Source organism: Microbacterium sp. HJ5 (genome assembly GCF_054824025.1).
This window is the reverse complement of sequence record NZ_JSYE01000008.1, coordinates 61,392-88,029: the sequence shown is the minus strand read 5'-3', so window position 1 is coordinate 88,029 and position 26,638 is coordinate 61,392. Positions and strand designations below refer to the sequence as shown.

Annotated in this window: 22 protein-coding genes; 14 read left to right on the top strand and 8 right to left on the bottom strand. The window is 72.0% G+C overall.

Translation table 11 applies throughout. The annotated features are described in order from the left end of the window. Nucleotides 1-66 precede the first annotated feature (66 nt). On the top strand, nt 67-1,467 hold the full coding sequence (locus OB08_RS03700) for an Ig-like domain-containing protein (protein WP_461472233.1): 1,401 nt from the start codon (nt 67-69) through the stop codon (nt 1,465-1,467). 79 nt (nt 1,468-1,546) lie between these two features. Here OB08_RS03700 and OB08_RS03695 read toward each other — a convergent pair whose 3' ends face one another. After that, on the bottom strand, nt 1,547-3,652 hold the full coding sequence (locus tag OB08_RS03695; protein ID WP_461472231.1) for an acyl-CoA dehydrogenase family protein: 2,106 nt from the start codon (nt 3,650-3,652) through the stop codon (nt 1,547-1,549). Between the two features lie 238 nt (nt 3,653-3,890). Here OB08_RS03695 and OB08_RS03690 point away from each other — a divergent pair, with 238 nt between their 5' ends. From OB08_RS03690 to OB08_RS03680, 3 genes are all read left to right on the top strand, one after another. Next, nucleotides 3,891-4,376, top strand: a complete 486-nt coding sequence (locus OB08_RS03690) for a GNAT family N-acetyltransferase (protein ID WP_461472229.1) — start codon at nt 3,891-3,893, stop codon at nt 4,374-4,376. A 137-nt stretch (nt 4,377-4,513) separates the two neighbouring features. Beyond that, on the top strand, nt 4,514-5,779 hold the full coding sequence (locus OB08_RS03685; RefSeq protein WP_461472227.1) for a GNAT family N-acetyltransferase: 1,266 nt from the start codon (nt 4,514-4,516) through the stop codon (nt 5,777-5,779). 49 nt (nt 5,780-5,828) lie between these two features. Further along, nucleotides 5,829-6,302, top strand: coding sequence for a GNAT family N-acetyltransferase (locus tag OB08_RS03680; RefSeq protein ID WP_461472225.1), 474 nt, complete (start codon nt 5,829-5,831; stop codon nt 6,300-6,302). 70 nt (nt 6,303-6,372) lie between these two features. On the opposite strand, the gene recQ is transcribed toward OB08_RS03680, so the two are convergent. Then, nucleotides 6,373-8,361 carry a DNA helicase RecQ gene (recQ, locus tag OB08_RS03675; protein ID WP_461472223.1) on the bottom strand — a complete coding sequence of 663 codons (1,989 nt, stop codon included), beginning with the start codon at nt 8,359-8,361 and terminating at the stop codon, nt 6,373-6,375. Nucleotides 8,362-8,621: 260 nt separating this feature from the next. On the opposite strand from recQ, the gene OB08_RS03670 reads away from it, so the two are divergent. Beyond that, nucleotides 8,622-9,497 carry an SDR family oxidoreductase gene (locus OB08_RS03670; protein ID WP_461472221.1) on the top strand — a complete coding sequence of 292 codons (876 nt, stop codon included), beginning with the start codon at nt 8,622-8,624 and terminating at the stop codon, nt 9,495-9,497. Nucleotides 9,498-9,734: 237 nt separating this feature from the next. Here OB08_RS03670 and OB08_RS03665 read toward each other — a convergent pair whose 3' ends face one another. Both OB08_RS03665 and OB08_RS03660 read right to left on the bottom strand, forming a co-directional pair. Then, on the bottom strand, nt 9,735-12,359 hold the full coding sequence (locus OB08_RS03665; RefSeq protein ID WP_461472219.1) for a DEAD/DEAH box helicase: 2,625 nt from the start codon (nt 12,357-12,359) through the stop codon (nt 9,735-9,737). Between the two features lie 66 nt (nt 12,360-12,425). Further along, nucleotides 12,426-13,304 carry an SGNH/GDSL hydrolase family protein gene (locus OB08_RS03660; RefSeq protein ID WP_461472217.1) on the bottom strand — a complete coding sequence of 293 codons (879 nt, stop codon included), beginning with the start codon at nt 13,302-13,304 and terminating at the stop codon, nt 12,426-12,428. A gap of 164 nt (nt 13,305-13,468) precedes the next feature. Here OB08_RS03660 and OB08_RS03655 point away from each other — a divergent pair, with 164 nt between their 5' ends. The 7 genes from OB08_RS03655 to OB08_RS03625 all read left to right on the top strand — a co-directional run bounded on the left by OB08_RS03655 (nt 13,469) and on the right by OB08_RS03625 (nt 19,661). Continuing rightward, nucleotides 13,469-13,795 carry a GNAT family N-acetyltransferase gene (locus OB08_RS03655; protein ID WP_461472215.1) on the top strand — a complete coding sequence of 109 codons (327 nt, stop codon included), beginning with the start codon at nt 13,469-13,471 and terminating at the stop codon, nt 13,793-13,795. A gap of 7 nt (nt 13,796-13,802) precedes the next feature. Beyond that, entirely contained in the window at nt 13,803-14,801 is a 999-nt protein-coding gene (locus tag OB08_RS03650) for a pirin family protein (protein WP_461472213.1), read from the top strand. Nucleotides 14,802-14,864: 63 nt separating this feature from the next. After that, nucleotides 14,865-15,416, top strand: a complete 552-nt coding sequence (locus tag OB08_RS03645) for an ECF transporter S component (protein ID WP_461472211.1) — start codon at nt 14,865-14,867, stop codon at nt 15,414-15,416. A gap of 72 nt (nt 15,417-15,488) precedes the next feature. Further along, the gene (locus tag OB08_RS03640; RefSeq protein WP_461472209.1) at nt 15,489-17,327 is read left to right on the top strand and encodes an ABC transporter ATP-binding protein; all 1,839 of its coding nucleotides are present in this window, start codon (nt 15,489-15,491) and stop codon (nt 17,325-17,327) included. Continuing rightward, nucleotides 17,324-18,172, top strand: a complete 849-nt coding sequence (locus OB08_RS03635; protein WP_461472207.1) for an energy-coupling factor transporter transmembrane component T — start codon at nt 17,324-17,326, stop codon at nt 18,170-18,172. The genes OB08_RS03640 and OB08_RS03635 overlap by 4 nt, the downstream gene beginning before the upstream one ends. Before the next feature lie 44 nt (nt 18,173-18,216). Further along, nucleotides 18,217-19,092 (top strand): siderophore-interacting protein, encoded by an 876-nt coding sequence (locus tag OB08_RS03630; RefSeq protein WP_461472205.1) that lies wholly within the window; start codon nt 18,217-18,219, stop codon nt 19,090-19,092. Next, nucleotides 19,089-19,661: an ECF transporter S component gene (locus OB08_RS03625; protein ID WP_461472203.1), complete on the top strand. Its 573-nt coding sequence runs from the start codon at nt 19,089-19,091 to the stop codon at nt 19,659-19,661. Before OB08_RS03630 ends, OB08_RS03625 begins: the two co-directional genes overlap by 4 nt. Before the next feature lie 27 nt (nt 19,662-19,688). On the opposite strand, the gene OB08_RS03620 is transcribed toward OB08_RS03625, so the two are convergent. Beyond that, nucleotides 19,689-20,852 (bottom strand): acyl-CoA dehydrogenase family protein, encoded by a 1,164-nt coding sequence (locus OB08_RS03620; RefSeq protein ID WP_461472201.1) that lies wholly within the window; start codon nt 20,850-20,852, stop codon nt 19,689-19,691. 211 nt (nt 20,853-21,063) lie between these two features. Beyond that, nucleotides 21,064-22,314 carry a M15 family metallopeptidase gene (locus tag OB08_RS03615; RefSeq protein WP_461472199.1) on the bottom strand — a complete coding sequence of 417 codons (1,251 nt, stop codon included), beginning with the start codon at nt 22,312-22,314 and terminating at the stop codon, nt 21,064-21,066. A 151-nt stretch (nt 22,315-22,465) separates the two neighbouring features. Between OB08_RS03615 and OB08_RS03610 the strand changes: the two genes are divergently transcribed. Beyond that, on the top strand, nt 22,466-23,557 hold the full coding sequence (locus tag OB08_RS03610) for an Rv2578c family radical SAM protein (protein WP_461472197.1): 1,092 nt from the start codon (nt 22,466-22,468) through the stop codon (nt 23,555-23,557). Here OB08_RS03610 and OB08_RS03605 read toward each other — a convergent pair. Next, nucleotides 23,496-24,515 (bottom strand): alpha/beta fold hydrolase, encoded by a 1,020-nt coding sequence (locus OB08_RS03605; protein ID WP_461472195.1) that lies wholly within the window; start codon nt 24,513-24,515, stop codon nt 23,496-23,498. The genes OB08_RS03610 and OB08_RS03605 overlap by 62 nt on opposite strands. Before the next feature lie 72 nt (nt 24,516-24,587). Here OB08_RS03605 and OB08_RS03600 point away from each other — a divergent pair, with 72 nt between their 5' ends. Then, nucleotides 24,588-25,253, top strand: coding sequence for a TetR/AcrR family transcriptional regulator (locus OB08_RS03600; RefSeq protein ID WP_461472193.1), 666 nt, complete (start codon nt 24,588-24,590; stop codon nt 25,251-25,253). Between the two features lie 55 nt (nt 25,254-25,308). On the opposite strand, the gene OB08_RS03595 is transcribed toward OB08_RS03600, so the two are convergent. Then, a partial coding sequence (locus OB08_RS03595; RefSeq protein ID WP_461472191.1) for a DEAD/DEAH box helicase occupies nt 25,309-26,638 on the bottom strand: 1,330 nt, incomplete at its 5' end.

The window sequence follows — 26,638 nt, the reverse complement described above, 5'->3', positions numbered from 1 at the left end:
GTCGAGAGCGCGGGACCACCCGACTCCTCGCCACCACCACCCGACCTACGAACTGGGGAATCAACCATGCGATCTGCAACCACCTTCGGACTGGCCGCGGCGGGCGTCGCCGCGGCGATCGTGGCCGCGCCGCTGCCCGCGCTGGCCGACGAGACCGAGGCCACGGGAGCGCTCACTGTCACGCGCTTCGACGACCGCTACGCCGACGGCGTGTTCGACCCGTCGAAGACCACGACGGGCGGCGACGCCGACCGCCTCAACAGCTCGTCGCCGGCGCAGCTCGTCGACGTGAACGGCAAGCGCTGGTACCTCAGCGCCGACGCCGACGGCAAGTACCGCTTCGCAGGCGTGCCCGTGGGGCCCGCCACGCTCTATCTCTCGCACCCCAACAACCCGGCGAACGAGGTCTTCTTCGACGCGACGGGCGCGCAGAGCTCGGCCGACATCGAGCGCCTCGCGACGCGCGAGTACTTCGGGCCGCAGGGCGCCCTCGACCTGGTCATCGGCGAGGGCACCGGGGAGCGCGTCATCGGCATGACCGCGCTGGGGATCGTCGCCGAGGTCGCGTACGCGGACGGCAGCCCCGTGAGCGGCGCCTCGATCTCGTTCGGCTCGGGCGGCGAATGGTTCACGGGGTCGGAGTACGCCGGGCTCGTCGGCGGCTACGAAGCCCTCGTCGGCTACACCGGCGTGCGCCACCTGCCGGGCGACCTCGGCATGAAGATCGCCGCCCCCGCCGGGTACCGCGTCGCGTCGGTGACGGCCGCCACCGGCAGCGCCCCGCTGAGCTACCCCGACATCCCGCTCACGGTCACGGAGCGTGACGGCGCCTACTGGGTGTCGTCGACCGACGTGCCGCTCTACTTCTTCAGCGCCGGATTCTCGGTCGTGCTCGAGCAGCTGCCCGACACCACCCGACCCGAGACGACCCTCGTCTCGCCGGCTTCCGCCGGGCCGCTGCGGGCCCTGCAGATCCAGGTGGACGCGTCCGACGACCGCGGGCTGCAGCGGATCGTGGCCAACGTCTACAAGGGCGGCAAGCTCGTCGAGAGCACCCAGTCGGCGATCGGCGGGGCCCTCGCCGGTACGCACGCCGCGACCGTCGCGCTGCCCGACGGCGACTACACGATCAAGTACAACGCGCAGGACCTCGCCGGCAACACCTCGAAGACCCGCACCTTCGACGTGTCGCTCGACGCGACGGCGCCGGTCGCGACCGTCAAGAACGGCACGGCCTTCACGCGCGGCGACGCCGCGGGCTACGACCTCGTGAGCTTCAAGCTCTCGGACGCCGGCAAGATCGACCGGATCGAGCTCAACGGCAAGGTCAAGGACCTGTCCGACGACAAGTGGTCCGACGTCAACTTCGTGAAGCCGGGCGTCTTCGGCGCGGTGCAGGGCGTCAACACGCTCGTCGTCTTCGACGTCGCCGGCAACGCCCGGACGATCGAGTTCACGCTGAACTGACGTCTCGACGCAGAACGCCTCCCCGGTGCACCGGGGAGGCGTTCTCGCGTCCAGGGCCGCGGGTCGCGGCATCCGGCTCCTATTTCTTCTTGAGCGACTTCTCCGACACCGGCGCCTGCCCCGACGCGGCGAGCGCGGCGTAGTGCTCGCGCGCCTCGTTCTGACGCTCGAGCTCGGCTCCCGAGGCGATGGGGGCACGCACGTGCTCCGGGGCGAAGCCGTAGGCGTCGACGAGGTCCTGCGCGTGCGGACGCAGGCGGGCGGCCAGGCGGTCGATGTAGCGCGAGACCGACGCTGCGCGCTGGGCCGACAGGCGTCCGTTGATGAGGTACCACGCGAGGTGCTTCTCGATGAGGTGCAGTCCGAAGAGGTCGCGCAGCCACGTGAGGACGTGACGGGTGCCGGCGTCCTCGATGCGGCGGATGCCGTCGGTGAACGCCTCCCACTGGAGCAGCTCGCCGTGCGCGCGCGCCGCCTCGATCAGTTCGGCCTGGTGGCTGTTGAACCGCGCGGCCGCCTCGGCGGGCGACAGCTTCGAGGTCGGGCGCAGCGCGGCGGCGACATCCGCCACCATCTGCTGCACGCGGCCGGCGAGCAGGTCGTGCTGCTGGTCCTCGCGCAGGCCGAGCTCGACCGAGCGCGCGGTCGATCCCAGGTCGGCGACGGACTGGCCGAGCTGGCGCAGGCCCGCTCCGTGGAACAGCTTGCCGGCGGTCTGGCGAGCCGCGAAGCGGGCGAGGGTCGCAGTATCCGCACCCTTGAACTGCTTGGCGAAGTCGGCCAGCAGCCGCTTGCCGACCAGCTGCAGGAGCACGTTGTTGTCGCCTTCGAACGTGACGTACACATCGAGGTCCTGGTGGAGGCCCACAATGCGGTTCTCGGCGAGGAAGCCCGCACCGCCGCACGCCTCGCGCGCCTCCTGGATCGTGTCGAGGGCGTTCCAGGTCGACAACGGCTTGAGCGCGGCGGCGAGGGGCTCGAGGTCTTCGCGCTCCTCCGCCGTGTCGGAGCGCCCCGAGAAGACGCCGTCGTACTTCTGGAGCAGCTCGTCGTGGGCGAAGAACTGCGCGTAGTTCTGCGCGAGCAGCGGCAGCAGGCGGCGCTGGTGCTTGCCGTAGTCGAGCAGGACGACCTCGGCCGTGCCGGCGCCGGAGTCGAACTGGCGGCGCTGGTTCGCGTAGGTCAGGGCGATGTGCAGCGCGAGGGCGGTGCCCGTCGTCGCCGCGCCGTCGAGCGACACGCGACCCTGCACGAGGGCGCCGAGCATCGTGAAGAAGCGGCGGCCAGGGCTCGGGATGTCGGACGAGTACGACCCGTCGGCGGCGACGTCGCCGTAGCGGTTGAGAAGGTTCGTGCGGGGGACGCGCACCTGGTCGAAGTGGAGGCGGCCGTTGTCGATGCCGTTGAGCCCGCCCTTGACGCCGTCGTCCTCGCCGCCGATACCGGGCAGGAAGGCGCCGTCCTCGTCGCGCAGGGGCACGAAGAAGCAGTGCACGCCGTAGTTGACACCGCCGGTGATGAGCTGCGCGAAGACCGTCGCGGCCTTGCCGTGCAGGGCGGCGTTGCCGAGGTAGTCCTTCCACGCGCCGCGGAACGGCGTGTGGATCACGAACTCCTCGGTGTCGGCGTCGTACGTGGCGGTGGTGCCGATGGCCGCGACATCCGACCCGTGGCCGGTCTCGGTCATCGCGAACGCGCCCGGCAGGCTCATGTCGATCACGCCGGGCAGCCAGCGGTCGTGGTGCTCCTTCGTGCCGAGCTGGTAGATCGCGGAGCCGAACAGGCCCCACTGCACGCCCGACTTGATCTGCAGGCTCGGGTCGGCGAGCACGAGCTCCTGGAACCCGGCGAGGTTCGCGCCGTTGTCGCCGTGTCCGCCGTACTCGGCGGGGAAGGCGCGGCGCGAGCCGCCGTGCTCGACGAGCAGGTGCAGCTGCGTGAGGGTGCGCTCGCGGTGCTCCGGCATCGGCTGGCCCTCGATGCGCCAGAACGCCGGGTCCTTGATCATCTCGCGGGCCTCGCGGCGCGTCTCGGCCCATGTGCCAAGCAGCAGGTCGGTGACCGCGGCGATGTCGATGCGGGGATCGGATGCCTCGGCCGCGGTGTGCGGAGCGGTCGGGGCCCCGCCGGCAGGCGTGCGCTTGCTGGTGGCGGGCTTGTGGGAGCGGACGGCGGCGTCGGCCATGGCGTCACCTCTCGGTGTCGGAGGACAGGAAAGTCACTTTCGACGGTAGGACTCCCACAACACGTCCTCAAACCGATTGGCGTTTCTCGACAGTTGCTCTGCGCCCCGGGTCGGTGGCGCGTTGTGCGCACTCCACACCGGGCGGGTCGCGTGGCCTGTGGGTCGGGTGGCTGGCGCTTCGGCGAGATCAGGAGATCCGACGGCCGTACGATGGGGCGCCGAGGCGGAGGGAGCGCAGGTGAGGGTCACGCTGGAGCCGTGGACGGATGCCGACCTCGACGTGCTCCGCCGCGCGAACACGCCGGAGCTGACGCGCTACCTCGGCGGCCCGGAGACCGACGACGCGCTCATCGCCCGTCATGCGGAGTACCTGGCGGGCGGCGAGTCCGTGCGCATGTTCCGCATCGTCGTCGACGACGCGGTCGCCGGATACGCCGGATGGTGGGAGCAGGACCACGCGGGGGAGCCCGCGTACGAGGTCGGATGCGTCGTCGAGGCCGGGTTCCAGGGACGGGGCGTGGCGGCGGCTGCGCTGGGCGAGGTCGTGCGCCGCGCGACCGCGGCCGGAGGCGGGCGTGCGATCGTCGGCTACGGGAACGCGGCGAACGAGGCATCCCACGCCCTCTGCCGCCGCGTCGGGTTCACGCTGGAGGGAACCGGCGCGTTCCCCGCCGAGGACGGCGGCCCGCCGGTTCCCGTGAACGTCTGGGTGATCCGGCCCTGAGGGGCGGGCCGGCGTCGCCGGCGCGCGTCGAGTTGCCGGTTGGGGCGGGGATTCGCGCGCCGGAGCCCGCCGCAACGGGCAACTCGGCGAGCATGTCGGGCCGGGCGGGGAGAATGGGCCCGAACGAAGGGTGGCGCGTGAAGGTCGAGCTGCGACGGTGGGACGACGGTGACCTGGGCGTGCTGACGCGGGCCAACACCCCTGAGATGACGGCCCACCTCGGCGGGCCCGAGCCCCACGATCAGGTGCGCGAGCGCCATGAGCGCTACCTGCGGCTCAACGCGTCGGGCGAGGCGTGCATGCTGCGCATCGACGTCGACGGCGTGCCCGCCGGAAGCATCGGCTACTGGCAGACCGACCACGAGGGCGTGCCCGCGTTCGAGACCGGCTGGGCGGTCGAGCCGGCGTGGCAGGGTCGCGGGGTGGCGCGCGAGGCGCTGCGGCAGCTGACGCACCTCGTCGCCGCCGACGGGCGGCGACGACTGCTCGTGGCCTATCCGGGGGTGGACAATCCCGGCTCCAACGCACTCTGCCGCGGCGCCGGGTTCGAGCAGCGCGGCTCCGGGACGATCCCGTGGCGCGGCGGCGAGCTCGCCTACAACGCCTGGGTGCTCGACGTCTCGCCGCTCGACCTCGACGGCCGCACGCCCGACGTCGACGAGCGCTTCGACGGCCCGGCGCTCGAGGAGTCGCGCTGGTGGCCGTTCTACACTCCGCATTGGTCGTCCAAGGATGCCTCGGCCGCACGGTGGTCCGTCGGCGCGGGCGGGCTCGAGCTGCGCATCGACGAAGACACCGAGCCGTGGGCGCCGGCGCTCGACGCCGACCTGCGGGTGTCGCACATCCAGACCGGGCAGCGCTCCGGCCCGCTCGGCAGCGGCGTCGGCCAGCACCGGTTCCGCGCGGGGCTGCGCGTGACGGAGGAGCAGCCCGAGCACCGCGGGTGGCTCGTGCAGCACGGCGTGATCGAGGTGCGGATGGGTGCGATCCGGCATCCGGATGTCATGGTCGCGTTCTGGCCGATCGGCTTCGAGGCCGAGCCCGACGACTGCGGCGAGCTGTGCATCGCCGAGATCTTCGGCAGCGAGCTCGACGACGCGGGCGGCTGGGTGGGGGTGGGCGTGAAGCCGCAGAACGACCCGCGCCTGCGCGAGGACTTCGAGAAGGTGCGCATCGACGGCGACCTCACCGCGATGCACGACTACGCCGTCGAGTGGACGCCCGACCGCGTGCGGTTCTTCATCGACGGGCGCTGGGTGAAGACGGTGGCCCAGTCGATCGACTATCCCGTGCAGTTCATGCTCGAGGTGTACGAGTTCCCGCGGGCCGACGGCACACGCGACACCGCGGCCCTGCCCCACGTGCTGCGGGTCGAGCGCGTCCGGTCGTTCCCACCGGCCTGAGGCGCGGCGACGCTACCGCTCGAGGTCCGCCGCTCGTACAGTGACGGTCATGAGCGATGCCTCGGCCCGCGCGCGTCGGGCGACGATCGACGACGCCGACACCGTCGCGCGGTTGCTGCACGACTTCAATGTCGAGTTCGACACGGAATCGCCGGGACCGGCCGCGATCGCGGATCGCCTGCGCAGCTTGCTCGCGGACACGTCGACGTTCGCGCTCCTCGCCGGCCACCCCGCGTGCGCGACGGCGCTCGTCACCCTGCGACCGAACGTCTGGTTCGACGGCCCGGTCGCGCTGCTGGATGAGCTGTATGTCGCTCCGGCGCTGCGCGACCGAGGGATCGGCAGCGCCCTCATCGAACTGCTGGTCGACGAGTGCGCCGCCCGCGGGGTCGAGCTCATCGAGATCAACGTCGACGAGAGCGACGTCGACACGATGCGCTTCTACGAGCGGCACGGCTTCCATCTCGTGCAACCCGACAGCGGCGAGCGGGCCTTCTACTTCTCGCGCGAGCTGGGCGGTTAGCGCCGACGGCACGGCACGCGGATCGGATTCGCGCGGGCTTCGCCTGCGGTCCCCATCGCGACCCGGCGTGCTACGCCGCCGCGATGACCTCGAGCACGGCCTCGCCGTATGCCTCGCGCTTCTTCGCTCCGATACCGGTGACCCCGTCGAGGTCTGCGAGGCTGGCGGGACGCACCTCGGCGAGCGCGCGCAGCGTGGCGTCACCGAAGACGATGTACGCGGGCACGCCGAGCTGCTTCGCCACCCCCGCCCGCCACTCGCGCAGCGCGTCGAACAATCCGCGATCGCCGTCGGCCAGCGTGTCGGACGCCGACACCTTGCGCACGCGCGGCGTCGTCGAGCGGCCGAGCACATCGCGGCGCAACGGAACGGGCGTCTCGCCGCGAAGCACCCCGGCCGCGGGCTCGCCCAGTGCGAGGGTGCCGTACTCACCGCGCGAGAGGAGGATGCCGCGCGCCAGCAGCTGCCGGATCACACTCCGCCAGTCCTGCTCCGACAGATCGGCCCCGAGCCCGTACGTCGACAGGGCGTCATGACCCTGCTGACGGATGCGGTCGGAGGAGGATCCGCGAAGGATGTCGACGAGGTGACCGGCGCCGTACGCCTGACCGCGCTCGCGCTGGAGCCGCACGATCGTCGAGAGGAGCTTCTGCGCGGGCACGAGGCCGTCCCACGTCTCGGGCGCCTCGAGGCACGTGTCGCAGTTTCCGCACGGAGACGAGTCCTGGCCGAAGTAGGCGAGAAGGTTCTGGCGGCGGCATCCGATCGTCTCGCACAGGCCGAGCATCGCGTCGAGGTGCTGCCCCAGGCGCGTCTTGTACGCGCGGTCGCCGGGACTCTGATCGATCATGCGGCGCTGCTGCACGACGTCGCCGAGGCCGTAGGCCATCCAGACGACGGAGGGTTCGCCGTCGCGGCCCGCACGCCCGGTCTCCTGGTAGTACCCCTCGACCGACTTGGGCAGATCGATGTGGGCGACGAAGCGCACGTCGGGCTTGTCGATGCCCATGCCGAAAGCGATGGTCGCGACCATGACGACGCCGTCGTCGCGCAGGAACCTCGACTGGTTCGCCGCGCGGACGGATGCCTCGAGCCCGGCGTGGTACGGCAGGGCGTCGACGCCCTGCGTGCGAAGGAACTCGGCGGTCTGCTCGACCGACTTGCGACTGAGGGCATAGACGATGCCCGCGGCACCCTCGGGCTGCGAGCGGATGAACGCCGCGAGCTGCCGGCGCGGGTCGGTCTTGGCATCGATGCGGTACTGGATGTTGGGGCGGTCGAAACTCGCGACGAAATGCCGCGCGGCGGGCAGGCGCAGGCGTTCGGTCATCTCGCGATGCGTCGCGGGCGTCGCCGTGGCCGTGAGGGCGAGGCGCGGAACGTCGGGGAAGCGGTCGGCGAGGTCGCCGAGGGCGAGATAGTCGGGACGGAAGTCGTGGCCCCACTGCGAGACGCAGTGGGCTTCGTCGATCGCGATGACGCTGAGGCGTCCGCGCGCGAGGAAGCGCAGCGTGGCCTCGGTGTTGAGCCGCTCGGGCGCGACGTAGAGCAGGTCGAGGTCGCCGGCGAGGTAGGCCTGCTCGACCGCCGCGCGCTCGGGCGGCGACTGCGTCGAGTTGAGGTAGGCGGCGCGCACGCCGTTGGCGACGAGTGCGTCGACCTGATCGTGCATGAGGGCGATGAGCGGGCTGACCACGAGTCCGGTGCCGGGCCGCACCAGCGCCGGCACCTGGTAGCAGACGCTCTTGCCGCCACCGGTCGGCATGAGCACCACGGCATCGCCGCCGGCGACGACGTGCTCGACGATCGCGCCCTGCTCGCCGCGGAACGCGTCGTACCCGTAGACCTCGTGCAGCACCGCGCGGGGATCGGAGCCGACGAAGTCGCGGCGCGGCGCCGCAGCGAAAGCCGGCTCGGGAACGGGGCCCGAGGTCGGCGACGACGCCGCGAATCGGCCGGGCGGCTCGAAGTAGGGCGGCTCGTCGAACTCGGGCGGCGGAGCGAGGTCGTCGGGGCTCCACACGAGGTCGGCGTACGGGTCGCCCTGCGGAATGCTCATCGGATCCAGGTTAGCCCGGCCCCCCGACGGCGTCGGCGGCTCGAGGGAGGGTGGGGAGCGGCATCCGCCACCCGCTTCTGGGGAGGAGCGGACGCACACCCCGCCTCGCGCGATCCGCGAGCGCGCGCGCCCGGCTATCCTCGGGCTTATGCAATGCCGTTGACCTGCTTCCGCCACCGTCAGCCCGGCGCCCCGCAGCGCGCCGCTCGACCGGCGCCCCACCGACGGGCCACCGGGTCGAGGCATCCGAAAGGCATCGCATGTTCCCCTCCACCGCCACCCTCCCCCTCAAGGGCAAGACCGCCCTCGTCACCGGCGTCTCCCGCCGCCGTGGCATCGGCTTCGCCGTCGCCTCGCGCTTCGCCGCCCTCGGCGCCAGCGTCTTCATCCACCACTTCCAGCGCCACGACGTCGAACTTCCGTGGGGCGGCGACGACCTCGACGCCGTTCGGGACGAGCTTCGCGGCGCGATCACCCCGGGCGCGGCGTTCGGCGACCTCGACGCCGACCTGCAGGAGCCCGCCGAGATCGACCGCGTCATCACGGCTGCGCGCGCCCTCACGGGGAGTCTCGACATCCTCGTGTGCAACCACGCGCGCTCCGGCGGCGACGGGTCGGTCCTCGACATGACCGCCGAGACGCTCGACGGGTTCTGGGCCTCGAACGCGCGCTCGACGCTGCTGCTCACGAAGGCGTTCGCGGCGCTCCACCGCCCCGACGGTCCCGCCGCGCGGCCGGGCGAGCGCATCGGCCGCTCGGAGCCCTTCGCCGAACCCGTCGGCCGTGTCTTCTGGATGACGTCGGGCCAGCTCCACGGCCCGATGCGCGGCGAGGTCGCGTACGCGACCAGCAAGGCGGCGCTCGCCGGGATCACGCCGACGGTCGCCGCCGAGCTGCTCGACCTCGGCATCGTGCTGAACACGATCAACCCCGGCCCCGTCAACACCGGATACCTCGATCCGGAGACGACCGACCGGCCGCTCGAGGAGATCCAGGAATGGATTGGCACGACGCCGTTCGGCCGCGTCGGTCGCCCCGCCGATCCCGCGCACCTCATCGCCTGGCTCGCGACCGACGAGGGCGCGTGGGTGGTCGGCCAGGTGCTGACGTCGGACGGCGGGTTCAGCCTCGGCTGACCGTCCTCGTCCGACCCTCACCCGTACCTTAAATCCGCCTGAGTTCCGCCGGCGCCCCGGGATCGGTCCCCAGCGGCTGCTTCCGGCCGGGCGAGGCGGAGTTGCGGTACAGCCCTCGGTCGAGCGGCCTCGTCCGACCCTCACCCGTGCCGAGAGGTTGCAAATGACCGTCCCGACGCCCCTAAACCGGTGATTCGCGACCCCTCGGCACTGAACGCGGGGAGGGCCAGCCCTGCGCTAGAGCCGGACCACCTCGGTGATCCGCACCACGGCCGTGCCGGCCTCCTCAGAGGCGGCGAGGTCGACGACTCCGCGGATGCGCCAGTCGTGGTGGCCCTCGGGGTCGTCGATCGTCTGCTCGACATTCCAGAGACCGGATGCCGCGGCATCCGCCTCATCGACCGTCACGAGTCGCGGCGAGCGGGCCGACCCGCCCGTCAGCAGCTCGTCGTGCTCGTCGAAGTACGCGTCGAGGGCGGCCGGCCAGTCGACGTCGGGGTCGAGGGCGACGAGCTCGTCGTCGCGCTGGAGCGCGGCGAGCTGCACACGGCGGAACAGCTCGTTGCGCACGAGCACGAGGAACGCGCGGCGGTTGGTGAGCACCGACGGCGGGGCGGGCGGCACGACCGGCGCATCCGGGTCGGCGGCCGGGTTGACCAGCGCCTCCCACTCATCGACGAGGCTCGAGTCGACCTGCCGCACCAGCTCGCCGAGCCACGCGACGAGGTCGTGCAGCGACTCGGTCTGCGCCTCGGCGGGCACCGTCTGGCGAATGGCCCGGTACGCGTCGGACAGGTACCGCAGCACGAGGCCCTCGCTGCGGGCCAGCTGGTAGTGGTTGATCAGCTCGGCGAACGACAGGGCGCGCTCGAACATGTCGCGCACCACCGACTTCGGGCTGAGCTCGAAGTCGCGCACCCACGGCTGGCTCGACGCGAAGACCTCGTACGACTGGGCCAGGAGCTCCTCGAGCGGCTTCGGGTACGTGACCTCCTCGAGCAGCTCCATGCGCTCGTCGTACTCGATGCCGTCGCGCTTCATCGCGGCGACCGCCTCGCCGCGGGCGAGGAACTGCTGCTGCGACAGCACCGGCCGCGGGTCGTCGAGGGTCGCCTCGATGACGCTGACCACGTCGAGGGCGTAGTGGCCCGTGCCGGCGCTCGTGCGTTCGGCGCTCGAGCGTCGCAGAATCGCGCCGGATTCGGACGATTCCGGCGAAATCCTGCGATCTTCGTCGGATTCTGCGAAGTGCGCGCGTGCGGCGGCGGCGGTAGGCGCGCCCTCGTCCTCGGGGTCGAGCAGCCCGATCGCGGCGAGGGCGAACGGGGAGAGCGGCTGATTCAGGGCGAAGTTCGGCTGCAGATCGACGGTGAGCCGCACGGTGCCGTCGGGCCCTACTTCGACCACGTCGGCGGCGAGCAGCGTGCGGAAGATCGCCAGCGCGCGCCGGGCGAGCTCGAACTGCCGGGCGCGGGGCTCGTGGTTGTCGCGCACGAGCGACCGCACATTGCCGAACACGTCGCCGCCGCGCGCGATCACGTTGATCAGCATCGCGGCGGTGAGCTGCAGCTGCGGCACGAGCGGCTCGGGCTCGGCGTCGACGAGGCGCTCGAAGGTCGATTCGCTCCAGTTCACGAACCCCTGCGGCGCCTTCTTGCGCACGACCTTCTTGAGCTTCTTCGGGTCGTCCCCCGCCTTGGCCACCGCGGCGGCGTTCTCGATCTCGTGGTCGGGCGCCATCACTACGACGGTGCCGGCGGTGTCGAACCCGGCCCGGCCCGCGCGCCCGGCGACCTGGTGGAACTCGCGCGCGCTCAGCTGGCGCATCCGCTGTCCGTCGTACTTGGCGAGCGCGGTGATCAGCACCGTGCGGATCGGCACGTTGATGCCGACGCCCAGGGTGTCGGTGCCGCAGATCACCCGCAGCAGTCCGCGCTGCGCGAGCGTCTCGACGAGGCGGCGGTAGCGGGGCAGCATCCCGGCGTGATGCACGCCGATCCCCGCGCGCACGTACCGCGAGAGCGTGCGCCCGAAGGCCGTCGTGAACCGGAAGCCGCCGATCGCCTCGGCGATCGCATCCCGCTGCTCGCGCGACACCACGCGGATCGACGACAGGGCTTGCGCCCGCTCCATCGCCGCGGCCTGCGAGAAGTGCACGATGTACACGGGCGACTGGTTCGTCTGCAGCAGCTCCTCGACAGTCTCGTGCACGGGCGTGCGCGCGTACGAGAAGTGCAGCGGCACCGGGCGCTCGACGCCGGTGATCCGGGCGCTCGGCCTGCCGGTGCGGCGCGAGAGGTCGTCGGCGATGCCGGTGACGTCGCCCAGGGTGGCCGACATGAGCACGAACTGGGCGCGGGGCAGCAGCAGCAGCGGCACCTGCCACGCCCACCCGCGGTCGGGGTCGCCGTAGTAGTGGAACTCGTCCATCACGACCTGGTCGACGGCGGCATCCGCTCCTTGACGCAGCGCGAGGTTCGCGAGGATCTCGGCCGTGCAGCAGATGATGGGCGCGTCGGGGTTCACCGACGAGTCGCCCGTGACCATTCCGACGTTCGCGGCGCCGAAGATGTCGACGAGCGCGAAGAACTTCTCGCTCACGAGCGCCTTGATGGGGGCCGTGTAGTACGTGCGCCCGCCGCGGGCGAGCGCGGCCGCGTGGGCGGCCACGGCGACGAGCGACTTGCCGGTGCCCGTCGGCGTCGACAGGATCACGTTCGAGCCCGAGACGATCTCGATCGCCGCCTCGTCCTGGGCGGGGTAGAGCGTGAGTCCACGGTCTGCGGCCCACTCGACGAAGCCGAGGTAGACGGCGTCGTCGTCGGCGCCGCGCGGCACGGCGTCGAGCAGCGAGAGGGGCATCCCCCGAGTCTGCCAGCAAGGACGGGCCGGATGCCGCGGCCCGTCCTCTCCCGCACGGACGGCGGGCTATCCGCCGAGCGCCGCGGCGATCAGCGCCGCGTACGCCTGCTGGCCGGCCGCTGTGGGGTGGAAGGCTCCGTCGGCCTTCTTGCCCGACGACAGTCCGGCGATCCATCGGTCGCCCGCGTCGCACAGGCCGTGGCCGAGGAACGCCCCGGTGACGTCGACGGGCACGATGGCGTCGAGCGTGCCCCCGTGTGTCTGGGCGTACTGGAACTGGTAGAGCTGCAGCCCGTCCGCGATCGCGAGGTTGATCGCGTCCACGATGCTGTTCGCGATGAGCGCCTGCTGCGGGGTCACCTTGGCGGGCGAGCCACCGTAGGCGCCGATCGTGCACGTCTCTCCGGACGTCCCGAACAGACGCGGATAGCCCGTGATGACGACGACGGCGTTCGGCGCGGCGGCGCGGAGTGCGGTGAGCAAGGCGTGGGTCTCCTGCTTCAGCAGCGCGACGTCGCCGATGGCGGCGATCGCCTGCTGGCACGCGAGCGAGTCTCCGCCGGCGCAGACGGCCAGCGCGTTCTGCCAGCCGGTGCTGTTCGCTCCCGAGGTCACGGTCACGAGCTGGGTGTCGGCGCCGAGCGCGCCGCCGGCGTCGAGCATCGCGATCTGCTGCAGCACGTCGGCCGTCCCGGCCCCGGCGCACGCCATCGTGACCGGAGGAGCCCCGGGAGAAGCGCCGAGCAGGTCGGGATACGCCCTCTTGGACCGCAGGCAGGACGTGTCGACGTACGGCAGGCTGCCGGTGCCGGCCGCGATCGAGTCGCCGACGGCGACATAGGGAGCGCCTTCGGGCGCCGCGGCGACGGCCGCAGACGTGGGGCCGATGAGTGCGACGACGCCGAGACAGAGTGCCGCGACCGCGGCGAGAGCACGTTTCTTCATGATTCCCCTTCGAATCCACGCACGGATCGAACGGTCCCCCCAGAACCGGTCCGCGACGACCGCGGATGAGGCGACCATAGACCCACGGTGCGGCGCGTGCCAGGGGGGTGGCGCGGTGGCGGAACAGACGCCGTCGCGCCTACGTTGAGAGAGAGGACGAAAGGATGCCGATGCCCGCCTCCACCGATGAGATCACCGTCGTCCGCAACGACGAGGACCGCCGCTACGAAGTCCACGTGGGCGACGTGCTGGCGGGGTTCACGCAGTTCCGGGTCGACCGCCGGGGGCGCTACCTGTATCCCCACACCGAGGTCGACCCGGCCTTCCGCGGCCGGGGCCTCGCCCAGCGGGTGGTCGCGGATGCGATGACGGATGCCGCCGCCCGAGGCGAGACCGTCGTGCCGCACTGCCCCGTCGTGGCGAAGTACCTCCGTGACAACGAGGTGCCCGGCCTCGCGGTCGAGTGGCCGCCCGCGCCGCACCCCGAGTGACCGCGCGATGACCCGACTCGACGCCGACGACGCCGTGGCCACGGCCCCTCGACAGGCTCAGGAACCGGAATCCGGAAGCGACGGGCCGCGGGCACTGCTGCTCGAGGCCCGCGAGGTTCCGCTCGGCGGCGTCCGGGCGATGTCGGTCCGCCGGGCCCTGCCGCAGCGCGACCTGCCCCTCGTCGGAGCGTGGTGCTTCCTCGACAGGTTCGGCCCGCAGGTCACGCGCATGCGCGTCGAGCCGCACCCCCACATCGGCCTGCAGACGGTGACGTGGCCGTTCCAGGGCGACGTCCGCCATCGCGACTCGATCGGCAGCGACGTCATGGTGCGCCGCGGTGCGCTCAACCTCATGACGAGCGGTGCGGGGATCTCGCACTCGGAGTACTCGCTGGGCGAGGAGGCCGCGCCGCTCGACGCGCTCCAGCTCTGGGTCGCGCTCCCCGAGTCGCGGCGGCACGGCGCCCCGGCCTTCGAGCAGCACGCCGAGCTTCCGCAGGTCGCGGTGCCCGCCGTCTCCGGCGCCGAGGGCGCGGCGGCGGTCGTTCTCGGCGTCTTCGCCGGGGTCGCCTCGCCCGCGACGACGTTCACGCCGATCGTCGGCGCCGAGATCAGGGTCCCCGCCGGGTCACGGCTGCGGGTGCCGCTCGACCCTGCCTGGGAGCACGCCCTCGTCGGCGTCGACGGCGACCTCACGGTGCACGCGGGGGACGACGTCGTTCTCGACGACGTGCACCTGCTGTACCTCGGCATCGCCCGCGACGAGATCGAGGTCTCCAGCACTGGCGGGGCGACCGTGTTCCTCCTCGGCGGCGAGCCGTTCGAGGACGACATCGTCATGTGGTGGAACTTCGTCGGGCGCACGCACGACGAGATCGTGGAGGCGCGTGACGCGTGGGAGGCCGGCGGCGAGCGCTTCGGTCATGTCGTCGACCACGGCGACGAGCGCATCCCGGCTCCGCCCCTGCCCGCCGTGCGGCTGACCCGACGGCGACGACGGGTCTGAGACCCCTGCCGACGCGGGTCCCGCCCGGGCTGCCGCCCTGCTCGCGGCCAGTACTCTTGCCTGGTGGCCGCCGCATCCCGACTCTCGACGAGCGTGCTGCTCACGTGCGCGGCGATCGGCGTCGCGGCCGGCGTTCTGCAGGCGGGCGCAGGGGCGATCAGCGGTCCCGTCTCGGCCGCCCTGCCGATCCTCTACGGTCTCGTCCTCGGGGTCCACGTGCTCCCCGGCGTCATCGCTCAGGAGCTGCTGCGCGCCCCATGGGTCGCGCTGATCACCCACATGATCGCGGCGCTCGTCGCGAGTGCCGTGGTGCCCCTGTGGGTCGGGCGCTACGTCGGCACCGCCCTGCTCATCGGCGGGCTGCAGGAGCTCATCGCCGCAGCATCCCGCTACCGCCGATGGGAACCGTGGCGCTTCTTCCTCTCCGCCGTGATCATCGGCGTCGTGATCGCCGGCGCCATCTGGTTCGCGGCCGACATCGCCCGGTTCCCGCTGTGGGGGCAGATCGTGTACGTCGCGCTCTTCGTGCTGGGCCCGGTGCTGTGGACCGCGGTGGGCCTCGCGATCGGCCGCGCCCTGCGCCGCGCGGGCGTCCCGCGACAGCGCGCCCGCTGACACAGCGCTTCGCACGGTGGTTAGGGTCGGCTAAGTTAGGAGACACTTAGTTCGTCCCGAACAGGAAGTCCCGTGACCACACCAGAGCGCGACCCTTCCGCCGCGCTCGCGGCGGACGCCGGTGTCCCTCTCGTGCGGGTGCGCGACCTCGCGGTCACCCACGACGGCGAGCTCACGCCGGCACCGGCATCCGCTTCCTTCGACATCGCCGCCGGCGAGGTGGTGCTGCTGCTCGGCCCGAGCGGCTCCGGCAAGTCGACGCTCACGCTGGCGCTGAACGGGCTCATCCCGCACGCGGTGCCGGCCGACGTCGAGGGCACGGTCGAGGTCGACGGCCTCGACACCGCCTCGACCTCCGTCGCCGAGCTGAGCACGCGCGTGGCTATGGTGTTCCAGGACCCCGACGCGCAGCTGGTGACCGGAACCCTCCTCGACGAGGTGGCCTTCGGCCCTGAGAATCTCCGGATGCCGGTGGCCGACGTGCTCGCGCGCGCCGAGGCCGCGCTCCGGCGGGTCGGCCTGTGGGAGCGTCGCACCGAGAACCCCGACCGCCTCTCCGGCGGCGGCCGTCAACGCCTCGCGATCGCATGCGCGCTCGCCATGGGATCCCCGCTGCTCGTGCTGGACGAGCCGACCGCGAACCTCGACCCCCGGGGCATCGAGGAGGTCTACGCCGCACTGGCCGATCTCGTCGCCGGCGGCGATCGGGCCATCCTCCTCGTCGAGCACAACCTCGACGCCGCGGTGGGCTTCGTCGACCGGGTGGTCGTGCTCGACCACGACGGCCGGCTGGCCGCCGACGGGTCGGTCGACGACGTGCTGCGCGGGCGCGCCGAGGAGCTGCACGCGATGGGGGTGTGGCTTCCCGTCTCGGCGATCGCCGCGCTGCGGCTGCGACGGGCCGGCTACGCGCTCGACCCGCTGCCGCTGACGCCGGGCGAGCTGCGCGTGGCGCTCGAGGCCCGGCCCGCGCGTACCGTTCGCAGGACGGATGGGTCTCCGGCAGGCGCCCGCGCGGCGGTTCCGGGGGGCCACGCGGACGCACGGCCGGCCGGTCCTGCACACGGTACGGCTGCGTCGCAGCAGGCGGCGGGTGCGGCATCCGCTCCCCTCATCTCCGTGCGCGACCTCACCCTCCGCCGCGGGCGCACCGCCGTGCTCCACGGCGTCGACCTCGACATCGGGGCGGGAGAGTTCGTCGCCGTCGTCGGGGCGAACGGCGCGGGCAAGACGAGCCTGATCCAGGCGCTCGCGGGCGTCGTGCCGCCGCCGAAGGGCACGGTGCGCGTCGACGGCGTCGACGTCGGCCGGGCCGACGCGCGCACCCTGTCGTCGCGGATCGGCTTCGTCTTCCAGAACCCGGAGCACCAGTTCATCGCACACACGGTGTTCGACGAGGTCGCGCACGGACTCCGCCGCCAGCACCTTCCCGACGACGAGGTGCGCGCCCGCAGCCTGGCGCTGCTCGAGCGCTTCGGGCTCGAGGCGAAGGCCGACGCCCACCCGTTCCTGCTGTCCGGGGGCCAGAAGCGCCGGCTCTCGGTGGGCACGGCCCTCGTCGCCGGCGCGCCCGTGCTGGTGCTCGACGAGCCGACGTTCGGGCAGGACCGCGCCCGCGCGGACGAGCTGCTGAGGCTCCTCGACGAGCTGAACGCCGAGGGCACGACGATCGTCGTGGTCACCCACGACATGCAGCTCGTGACGGAGTACGCGCACCGCACCGTCGTGCTCGCCGGCGGTCGCGTCGTCGCGGCGGGCCCGACCGCCGACGTGTTCGGTGACGCCGAGCTCATCGAGCGCGCCGGCCTGCGGCTGCCTCCCCTGCGGCGAGCGCTCCACGGTCTCGAGGGGCATCCGGAGCTGACCGGCGTCGCGCGTCTTGCCGACCTGCCCGGCGGGATCCCGACGTGACCGCGACCGGCCCGCTCACGACGACCCAATCGGTGCGCGAGGGCTTCGACCCCTACGCGCAGCGCGCGCACGCCTCGCCGGTGCGCTTCCTCTACGGCATCAATCCGCTCGCCAAGCTCGCCGGACCGCTGCCCGCGATGGTGCTGCTGGTCTTCGTCCGCGACGCCGCCACCCCGATCGCCTTCCTCGCATTGAGCTACGCGATCCTGCTGGTGGGCATCACCTTCACCGGACGGCTGGCGGCGATCCTCGTCGCGCTGCCGGTGGGCGCGGCGATCGTCGGCCTCGGCTTCTCGCTGTGGACGGATGCCGCGCGCGTCGACCAATCCGTGGTCGTGGTGCAGATCGGGTCGTGGACCCTGTACGGCGGTGCCCTCGAGATCGGCCTCGCGACGGGACTGCGCATCGCCGCGATCGTCGCGCTCACCCTCATCGCGGGACTCTCCACCACCGGCCCCGACCTCGTGCGGGCGACCGTGCAGCAGCTGCGCGTGCCCTACCGGATCGGCTACACCGCCCTCGCGGCCTTCCGGTTCGTGCCGCGCTTCGGTCACGAGCTCGACGTCATCCGCCAGGCGCACCGCGTGCGCGGCGCGCACGGAGGGCGCGGTCCGTTCGCCGCGCTCGCACGCTGGTTCGGCTACATCGTGCCGCTCATGGCCGGCGCGATCCGCCACGCCGAGCGCGTGGCGCTCGCGATGGACGCCCGCGCCTTCGGCGCCCACCCCGACCGCACCGAACGGCATCTGGTGCCGTTCCGCTCTCGCGACGTCGTATTCATCGTCCTGTTCTGGACGGTCTCGGCGGCCGTGTTCGTATCGCTGTTCCCCTGGGTCCCGGCGTAGCGCCGGGTCGCGGCATCCCACCCCACCACCACCGACGGAGGACCATGGCACTCGCAAGCAGACTCGTGAAGCCCGAAACGCAGGGCCTCGTGCACGTGACCGTGCTGCGAAGCGAGCGGCTCTCGCCGCACTGGATGCGCATCACCCTGGGCGGCGGCGAGATCGACGCGTTCCGGCCCATGGGGTACGACCAGTGGTTCCGCATCTTCCTGCCGCTCGGCGGCGACGAGGGGCTCGACCGCCTGCCGGCGAAGGCGAACAAGCTCTTCGGCTACCTGAAGTACCTGCGGATCCCCGACGGCGTCCGGCCGGTCATGCGCAACTACACCGTGCGCGCGTACCGCGCAGCGACCGCGGAGCACGGCGCCGAGCTCGACGTCGACTTCGTGCTGCACGGCTCGGCCGACGACGGCACCGCCGGCCCGGCGTCGCGCTGGGCCGAGACGTGCGAGGCCGGCGAGAGTGTCGTGCTCATCGACGAGGGCCTCGCCTTCAACCCCGAGCGCGGCACCGACCGGGTCGTGCTCGTCGCCGACGAGACCGGGCTCCCCGCGATCGCCGGCGTGTGCGCGTCGCTGCCCCCGCACGCGTCGGGGCTGGTGATCGTCGAGGTGCCGTCCGCCGACGATGCCCTCGAGTTCGCGCACCCCGCCGGTGTGACGGTGCAGTGGATCCTGCGTGCGCCGGGCGACAAGCCGGGGGCGCTCGCGCTCCAGGCGCTGCGCGACGCGACTCTTCCGGATGCCCCGTTCCACGCGTACATCGTCGGCGAGCAGGCGCTTCCGACCGAGGCCCGCCGCCACCTGGTGGGCGAGCGAGGCGTGCCCAAGGACCTCGTGAGCTTCTGCGGCTACTGGCGCGTCGGTGCCGCGTCGCCGACCCCCAAGTCGCAGGTCGCGTCGGCCGAGGTGCACGCATGAGCCGCGTCGCCACGTCGTACCTGCTGACCTGCGCCGCGATCGGCGTCGCGGGCGGCGTGCTCCTGTGGGCGGCCGGCTGGGTGTCGTCGGCGCTGTTCGCCACGGTGCCGTTCGCTTCGGTCGCACTCGCCGGTCTGTGGCTTCTCCCCGCGACGGTCGCGCTGCGGCTGCTCGAGCGGCCGTTCGCCGGCATCCTCGTCGGGCTCTTCTCGGGACTCGTCGCGTTCCCGTTCCTGGGTGCGGCGCTGTGGTGGGCGCTGTTCGCCGAGATCCCGTTCCTGCTCGCGATCTACCGGTCGTGGCGCACCTGGCAGTACTACGCCGGTGCCGCCTTCGTCGGCGTCGTCTATCCGATCGCCGCCGCGGCGTCGTTCGACCTGTGGACCATGCCGGTGTGGGCGATGGTCGCCTTCTTCGCGCTGACGATCGCCGGATGCCTCGCCGGCGTCGGCCTCGGCATCCTCATCGCCGATCGCCTCAAGCGCGCGGGCGTCGCGCGCCTCGCGCGCCGTCGCGGGCTCGCCGCGCGCGGGCTGGGTCGCGGCGACGGGCCCGCCGGCCAGCACTGACACCCACGGCATCCGATTCGCGGAGGACTACCGCTTGCCCACGATCTGGCGCGAGACCAGGTCGCGCATGATCTCGTTCGTGCCGCCGTAGATGCGGTGCACGCGGGCGTCGAGGAACGCGCGGGCGATCGGATACTCGGTGATGTAGCCGTAGCCGCCGTGCAGCTGCACGCCGATGTCGAGCAGCTCCCACTCGCGGTCGGTCGACCAGAACTTGACCTTCGCCGCCTCTTCGGCCGTGAGCTTCTGGTCCTTGTAGAGCATCATCGCGCGGTCGTTGTAGGCCCACATGACGTCGACGGTCGTGGCCATGTCGGCGAGCTTGAAGCGCGTGTTCTGGAAGTCGGCGATGGGCTGGCCGAAGGCCTCGCGGCTGAGCACGTAGTCGCGGGTCCACACGAACGCCGCCTCGCCGGCGGCAGCGGCGGCGACGCCGATCGACAGGCGCTCGAGCGGCAGGTTCATCATGAGCTGGATGAAGCCGAGGCCTTCCTTGCCGCCGATGAGGTTCGCCTCGGGCACGAAGACGTCGCTGAACGACATCTCGGCGGTGTCCCACCCGTGGAAGCCCATCTTCTCGAGCTTCTTGCCGTGGTCGAAGCCCTCCATGCCGTCCTCGAGGATCAGCAGGCTGAACGCGTCGGGGCGGTTGCCCTCGCCCGTCTTGACGAAGGTGACGACGATGTCTGCCGTCTTGCCCGACGAGATGAAGGTCTTCGCGCCGTTGACGATGTAGCCGCCGTCGACCTTCTTGGCCGTGGTCTTGATGCCGCGCAGGTCGCTGCCCGCGCCGGGCTCGGTCATCGCGAGAGCACCGAGGATCTCGCCGGTCGCCATGCCGGGGAGCCACTTCTCCTTCTGCTCCTGCGTGCCCATGTGCACGATGTAGGGGATGGCGAGGTCGTCCTGGATGCCGAGCGCGCCCGCGAGAGAGCCGAGGCCCGCGCCGATGGTCTCTTCGAGGACGATCGAGCGGAAGCGGTAGTCCTGCAGCATGCCGGCGCCGCCGAACTCCTCGGGCACCGACAGACCGATGATGCCCGCCTCGCCTGCCGCGAGCATGGTCGCGCGGTCGATCTCGCCGTCGCGATCCCACTGCTTGCGCTTCTCGTCGGACGCGTACCGCTTGATGAACTCCTTCACGACGTCGCGGAACGCCTCGTGGTCCTCGTCGTAGATGTCGCGCTCCATCTGTGCGCCTTCCTCTCGTCTTCGAGCAATTCGTCGGCGTCGGATCGCACGCGATCGCGCCGGTGGCCCGATCCGATCCTAGGGGCGCACCGCCGACACGACGGCGCTCATGTGAGATCGAATCCTAAGGATGCTGGAACTGGGTACCGCCGATTTGTGGGATGCCTCCAGCCCGCGCCGAGGCGCACCGGCGGCCTCGCTCGACCCGTCGTCAGCCCGCGTAGCCGGGTGCGGGCTCGAGGCCGAAGAACTCCTCGAGCGACCGCCAGCCCCCGTCGTGATAGGCCCGGGCGAGCTCCGGACCGACGTAGCGGAGGTGCCACGGCTCGGGGGAGTAGCCGGTGACGGGCGTCGACCCGTCGACGTACCGCACGATCCAGCCGTGCTCCCACGAGTGCGCCGCCACCCACGCCCCCTGCGCCGTCGCTGCGAGGTCGTCGAGCGTGCCGCACCCGCCGGCGCAGGCCACCACGTCACCCGCGAGTCCGGACTGGTGCTCGCTGAACCCGGGCCGCGCGCTGACGAGGTCGGCGGCGGCCTGGCCTTTGGCGGCGACCTGTCGCCCGTAGGTGTCCTGCTGGGTCTGGAACGACCGGAAGCCGCTCTCGAGGGCGATCTCACCCACGCCCGCCGCCCGGGCGGCGCCCGCCATCGCTGAGAGGGCGGCGGCGGCATCCGACCTCAAAGCGCCGCCTTCGAGGCTGCGCACGCCCTCGGGCATGACGAGATCGGCCGGCCGGTAGTCGGCCGGATCGTAGGGACGCACCTTGTTCACGACAGCCCACACCCGCGTGGGGTCGGCGAGATCGACGCACGTCGCGAGACCTTCGGCGACGGCCATGCGGAAGGCCTCCGCGCCGCCGGCCGCCGTGATCGCGGCCGCGTCGTCGCCCCCCTCGAGCGCCGACATCACGGCGGGGTCGTCGCAGATGTCGGTCGACAGCGGCGTCTGCTCGACGACGGGGACCGGCAGTGCGGCGACGGTCTGCGGAACTTCCGCGAGCTGCGCCGCGGCGTCCGCGCCCGATCCGTCAGAGCCCGACATGAGTGCCGTCACCGCCGCGGTCGAGCCGAGCAGCAGCGCCCCGCCGGCGACGAGGAGCACGACGACGCTGGTCCGGGCGAATCGTGGGCGGGCGTGGCGCGCCGGGGTCGGCTCCCCCTCGGTGAGCAGCCGGTCCGCCCGCGCGGCGCGCCTCGGGCCGGCGCTGCGGTCGCTGCGGGTGCGCGAGCGGCCGATGCGCGGCCTCAGCCGACCCGCCGGCGGCGGCGCCACGGGCGGTGCGCTCGCCTTGCGCTGCGCAACCGCGGCACGGAAGTCGGCCGGCAGCACGAAGGGGCTCGCCACCGGTGCCGCAGCGATGTCGGGGGCGGTAGGGTCGGGGAGGACGAACTCGACCCGCTCCGCGCGGGCGCGCCGAGCGGCCTCCTCGCGCTGCGCACGTGCTGCGCGACGAGACACCGGGGAATCGGACGAACCGGGCGCCGTCACGACAGCCATTCTCTCCCGGACATCGGGGGCGCGATGCGCAGGCGCGGCTGCGGATCAGGTCATGTTCGATTCTTGTACGCGCGCCCTTGACAGATAATCGAATATCTGTTCCCATGGAGCGATGAGGTGGCAGGGTCAGGAGCTGGGGGTGGCGGATGCCGCGGCCCTGCCCGGCCTCGAGCATCTGAACGGCCTCGTGCAGTCGGTGACCACGCCCGAGTTCGCGGGGGTGACGTTCCATGAGGTGCTGGCCAAGACAGCGCTGAACCATGTTCCCGGCGCGTCGGCGATGCCGTTCGACTGGACAGTGAACCCGTACCGCGGATGCAGTCATGCGTGCGTCTATTGCTTCGCCCGCGGGACGCACGAGTACCTCGAGCTCGACGCGGGTCGCGACTTCGACTCGCAGGTGATCGTGAAGATAAACGTCGCCGAAGTGCTCGAGAAGGAGCTGCGGCGTCGCTCATGGAACCGTGAGCCCGTCATGCTCGGAACGAACACCGACCCGTACCAGCGGGCCGAAGGGCGCTACAGGCTGATGCCCGGCATCGTGAGCGCGCTGACCGACTCGGGGACGCCCTTCTCGATCCTCACGAAGGGCACGCTGCTGCGTCGAGACCTGCCGCTGCTGCGCGAGGCCGCGGCATCCGTCCGCGTCTCGCTCGCGATGTCGATCGCTGTGTTCGACGACGCGCTCCAGCATCTCATCGAGCCCGGCACGCCGACCGCCGCCGCGCGACTCGAGACGGTGCGCGCGGCGACCGAGGCGGGATTCCACGTCACGGTCTTCCTGATGCCGATCCTCCCCCACCTCACCGACTCGATCGCCGCCATCGACGACGCGCTGACGCGCATCAAGGCGGCCGGGGCGACGCGGGTCGTCTACGGGGCGCTGCACCTGAGGCCGGGGGCGAAGCAGTGGTTCATGCAGTGGCTGGGCGAGCAGCATCCCGAGCTCGTCTCGTCGTACCTCGGGCTCTATCCCGGCGCATCGGCCACCGCCCCGAAGGCCTACCGGGCCTGGCTCGCCAAGCGGGTGCGACCCCTGCTGCGCGTGCACGGCCTCGACGGGCGCGCCGAAGACGACCACCCGCGCGGCACCCCGATGTCGGGTCTCGCGGCGCGGGCGGATGCGCGCGCGAGCGAAATCGTCACGACCTCGCGTGGGCGGGCGTCCGCTGTGACGACACCGGCGGAGCCGCGGCTGTTCTGACGTCCGGCGCAGCCACGGCCGGCGCGGCCACCGCGGGCGCGGTCATGGCGGGCGCCATCACGACGGGCGCGGTCACGGCCGACGCCACAGCCGCCGCCGACGGCTCGCCGACGAAGGCCACGACGGCATCGAGGAACTCGTCGGACGCGAGGATGCGGTTGTGCCCCAGACCGCGCGTCGCAACGACGCGCGCGCGGGGGTTGGCGCCTGCGAGGCGCGCAAGCTCTCCGAACGGCACGACCTGGTCGCCTTCGTCGTGCATCGCGAGCAGACCGACCCGAGCCGGAAGCGGACGAAGCACCGGCGAGAGGCGCGCGAGCGGATCTGCCTCGCCCGGGAAGTAGCGGCGAGCGAAGCGGCGCCGCATGGCGACGGCGGTGCGCTCGTCGTAGCCGAGCATCACGCGGAACTGCGAAAGGAGCAGGTCGGCGTCCGCCGGGGCGGCGACGGTCGCCACCCGGTCGACGCTGAGTCCGTCGGCCGCTGCGAGCAGGGTGGCCAGGCCCCCGAAGGAGTGGCCGATCACCGCGCGGAAGCGCCCGTAGGAGCGCTGCAGGGCGGCGAGCACGTCGAGCCAGTCGATCAGGTACGTGCCGCGCCCGCCGGTCGCTCCGTGGGCGGGCGCGTCGAAGGCCACGACCCGGTAGCCCTCTGCGACGAGCTCGCGCACGAGCGGGGCGAACTGGCTGGCGCGCCCGTCCCAGCCGTGGGCCAGCACCACGACGTCGTCACCGCGGCCCCAGTCGTACACGGCCACGTCGATCCCGCCTCCGGCGAGACCGTCGACCACGACGGACGAGCGGTGCGCCTGCCACATGGTCGCCTCGGCCTCAGCGCCGATCGGCCGCGGCCCGGCGACACGGCCGAAGAGCGGAAGCGCCACAGCGGCGCCCAATTCGGGCGACACGGCTGCGGCTCCGCGCACCGCCGCCCGGGTCATCGAAAGTGCGAGATTCACGACTGCCTCCTATCCGAGATGTGCGAACGATCGTACGTATTAATACGAACGATCGTACGGTAATCTGATCGCATGGCGCAAGAGCAACGTGACGGTCGACGGCTCCGCGGCGACGAGTCCCGGCGGGTCATCCTCACGCACGCGATCGACGCGGCGTCCGTCGACGGTCTGGAGGGCCTGACCATCGGACGGCTGGCGGATGCCGCGGGGCACAGCAAGAGCGGCGTCGCGACCCTCTTCGGCTCGAAGGAGCAGCTCCAGCTGGCCACCGTGGCCGCGGCGCGCGACGTGTTCATCGATCGCGTGGTGACGCCCGCCCGGGCGGAGTCGGAGCGCGGCTTGGCTCGAGTGTGCGCACTGATCCGCTCGTGGCTCGCGTACTCCGACGAACGGGTCTTCCGTGGCGGATGCTTCTTCGCGGCGACCTCGGTCGAGTACGACGCACGTCCCGGCCCCGTGCGCGACGCAGTCGTGGCCGCCTCGAGCGAGTGGGAGGACTACCTCACCCTGTCGATCGAGCGGGCGATGGACGCGGGCGAGCTCCCGGCGCTCGACGACGCCCGGCAGCTGACCTTCGAGGCCGTCGCGTTCCTGGAGGCCGCCAATACCCGCTCCCTCCTGCACGCGAGCGTCGAGCCCTACGACCGGGCAGCGGCGGCGCTGCGGGCGCGCCTGCTCTCGCTCGGGGCGGATCCGGCCGTCGTCGAGGGCGTCCGGCGGGTGTCGGCGGCGGCCTGACGGGTATGACGAAGACCCGGCCCCGCGCGCAGGGACCGGGCCACCCCAGAGGGCGTCAGGCGTCGACGTTCGAGAGCTGACGGCCGGTCAGCTCCTCGATCAGGTCGTCGCCCGGACGCACCTCGTCGAACGGCGCATCGATCTCGGCGCGATCCAGCAGCTCGGTCATGCGACGGCGACGCTGGCGCGTGATGAGCGTGACGACCGTGCCGGAGCGGCCCGCGCGACCGGTGCGACCCGACCGGTGCAGATACGTCTTGTACTCGTCGGGCGCATCGGCCTGCACCACGAGATCGATGTCGTCGACATGGATGCCGCGCGCCGCGACGTCCGTCGCCACGAGGACCTGCACACGACCCGACGTCAGGCGCTCGAGATTGCGCGTGCGCTTGGCCTGGTTGAGATCACCGTGCAGGGCGAGCGCGCGGATGCCGGCGTCGTCGAACTGCTCGGCGAGCATCTCGGCGTAGGCGCGGGTGCGGGCGAAGACCAGCGTCTTGCCCTCGCGCTCGACGAGCGATGCCAGGATCTCGGCCTTGTCACGGTGGTCGATGACGAGCACGCGGTGGTCGATCGTGCCGGAGTCCTGATCTTCGCCGGCGACCTCGTAGACGGCCGGCTCGACGAGGAACTCGTCGACGAGGGCCGCGACCTCGCGGTCGAGCGTCGCCGAGAAGAGGAGCTTCTGGCTGCCCTCGGCGGTGTGGCGGAGGATCCGCTGGACGGGCTCGAGGAACCCGAGCTCGCACATGTGGTCGGCCTCGTCGAGGACCGCGATGCGGATCTGCGACAGGTCGAGCTTCCCCTGATTCACGAGGTCTTCGATGCGCCCGGGGGTGCCGATGATGATGTCGACGCCCTTCTTCAGCGCACCGACCTGGCGGCCCTGCGGGACGCCGCCGTAGATCTGGGTGGTGAAGAGGCCGACGCTGCGCGCGATCGGCTGGATGGTGCGGTCGATCTGCAGCGCCAGTTCGCGCGTGGGTGCGAGGATGAGCGCTTTCGGCGCGCGGCCGAACTCTCGACGCTGACCGGCCTGCGACCGCAGCACGCTCTCGACCAGCGGAGCGCCGAACGCGATGGTCTTGCCCGAGCCGGTGCGGCCCCGGGCGAGGACGTCCTTGCCCTCGAGGATCGGGGTGATCGTCGCCGCCTGGATCGGGAACGGAGACGAGGCACCGAGGTCGGCGAGGGTCCGGACGATGTTGTCGCCGAGGCCGAGGTCGGCGAACGTCACGTCCGCGACCTCACCCGCCTGCACGGCTTCGGCCTGCAGACGCTCGTGCACCACGTCGACGTGCGCCTCGTGAGCCGCAGTCCGCGCCGGCGCGTTCCAATCGGAGCGGTTCGGGGCAGCCGAGCGACGCGGGCGGTCGTCGTGCGAG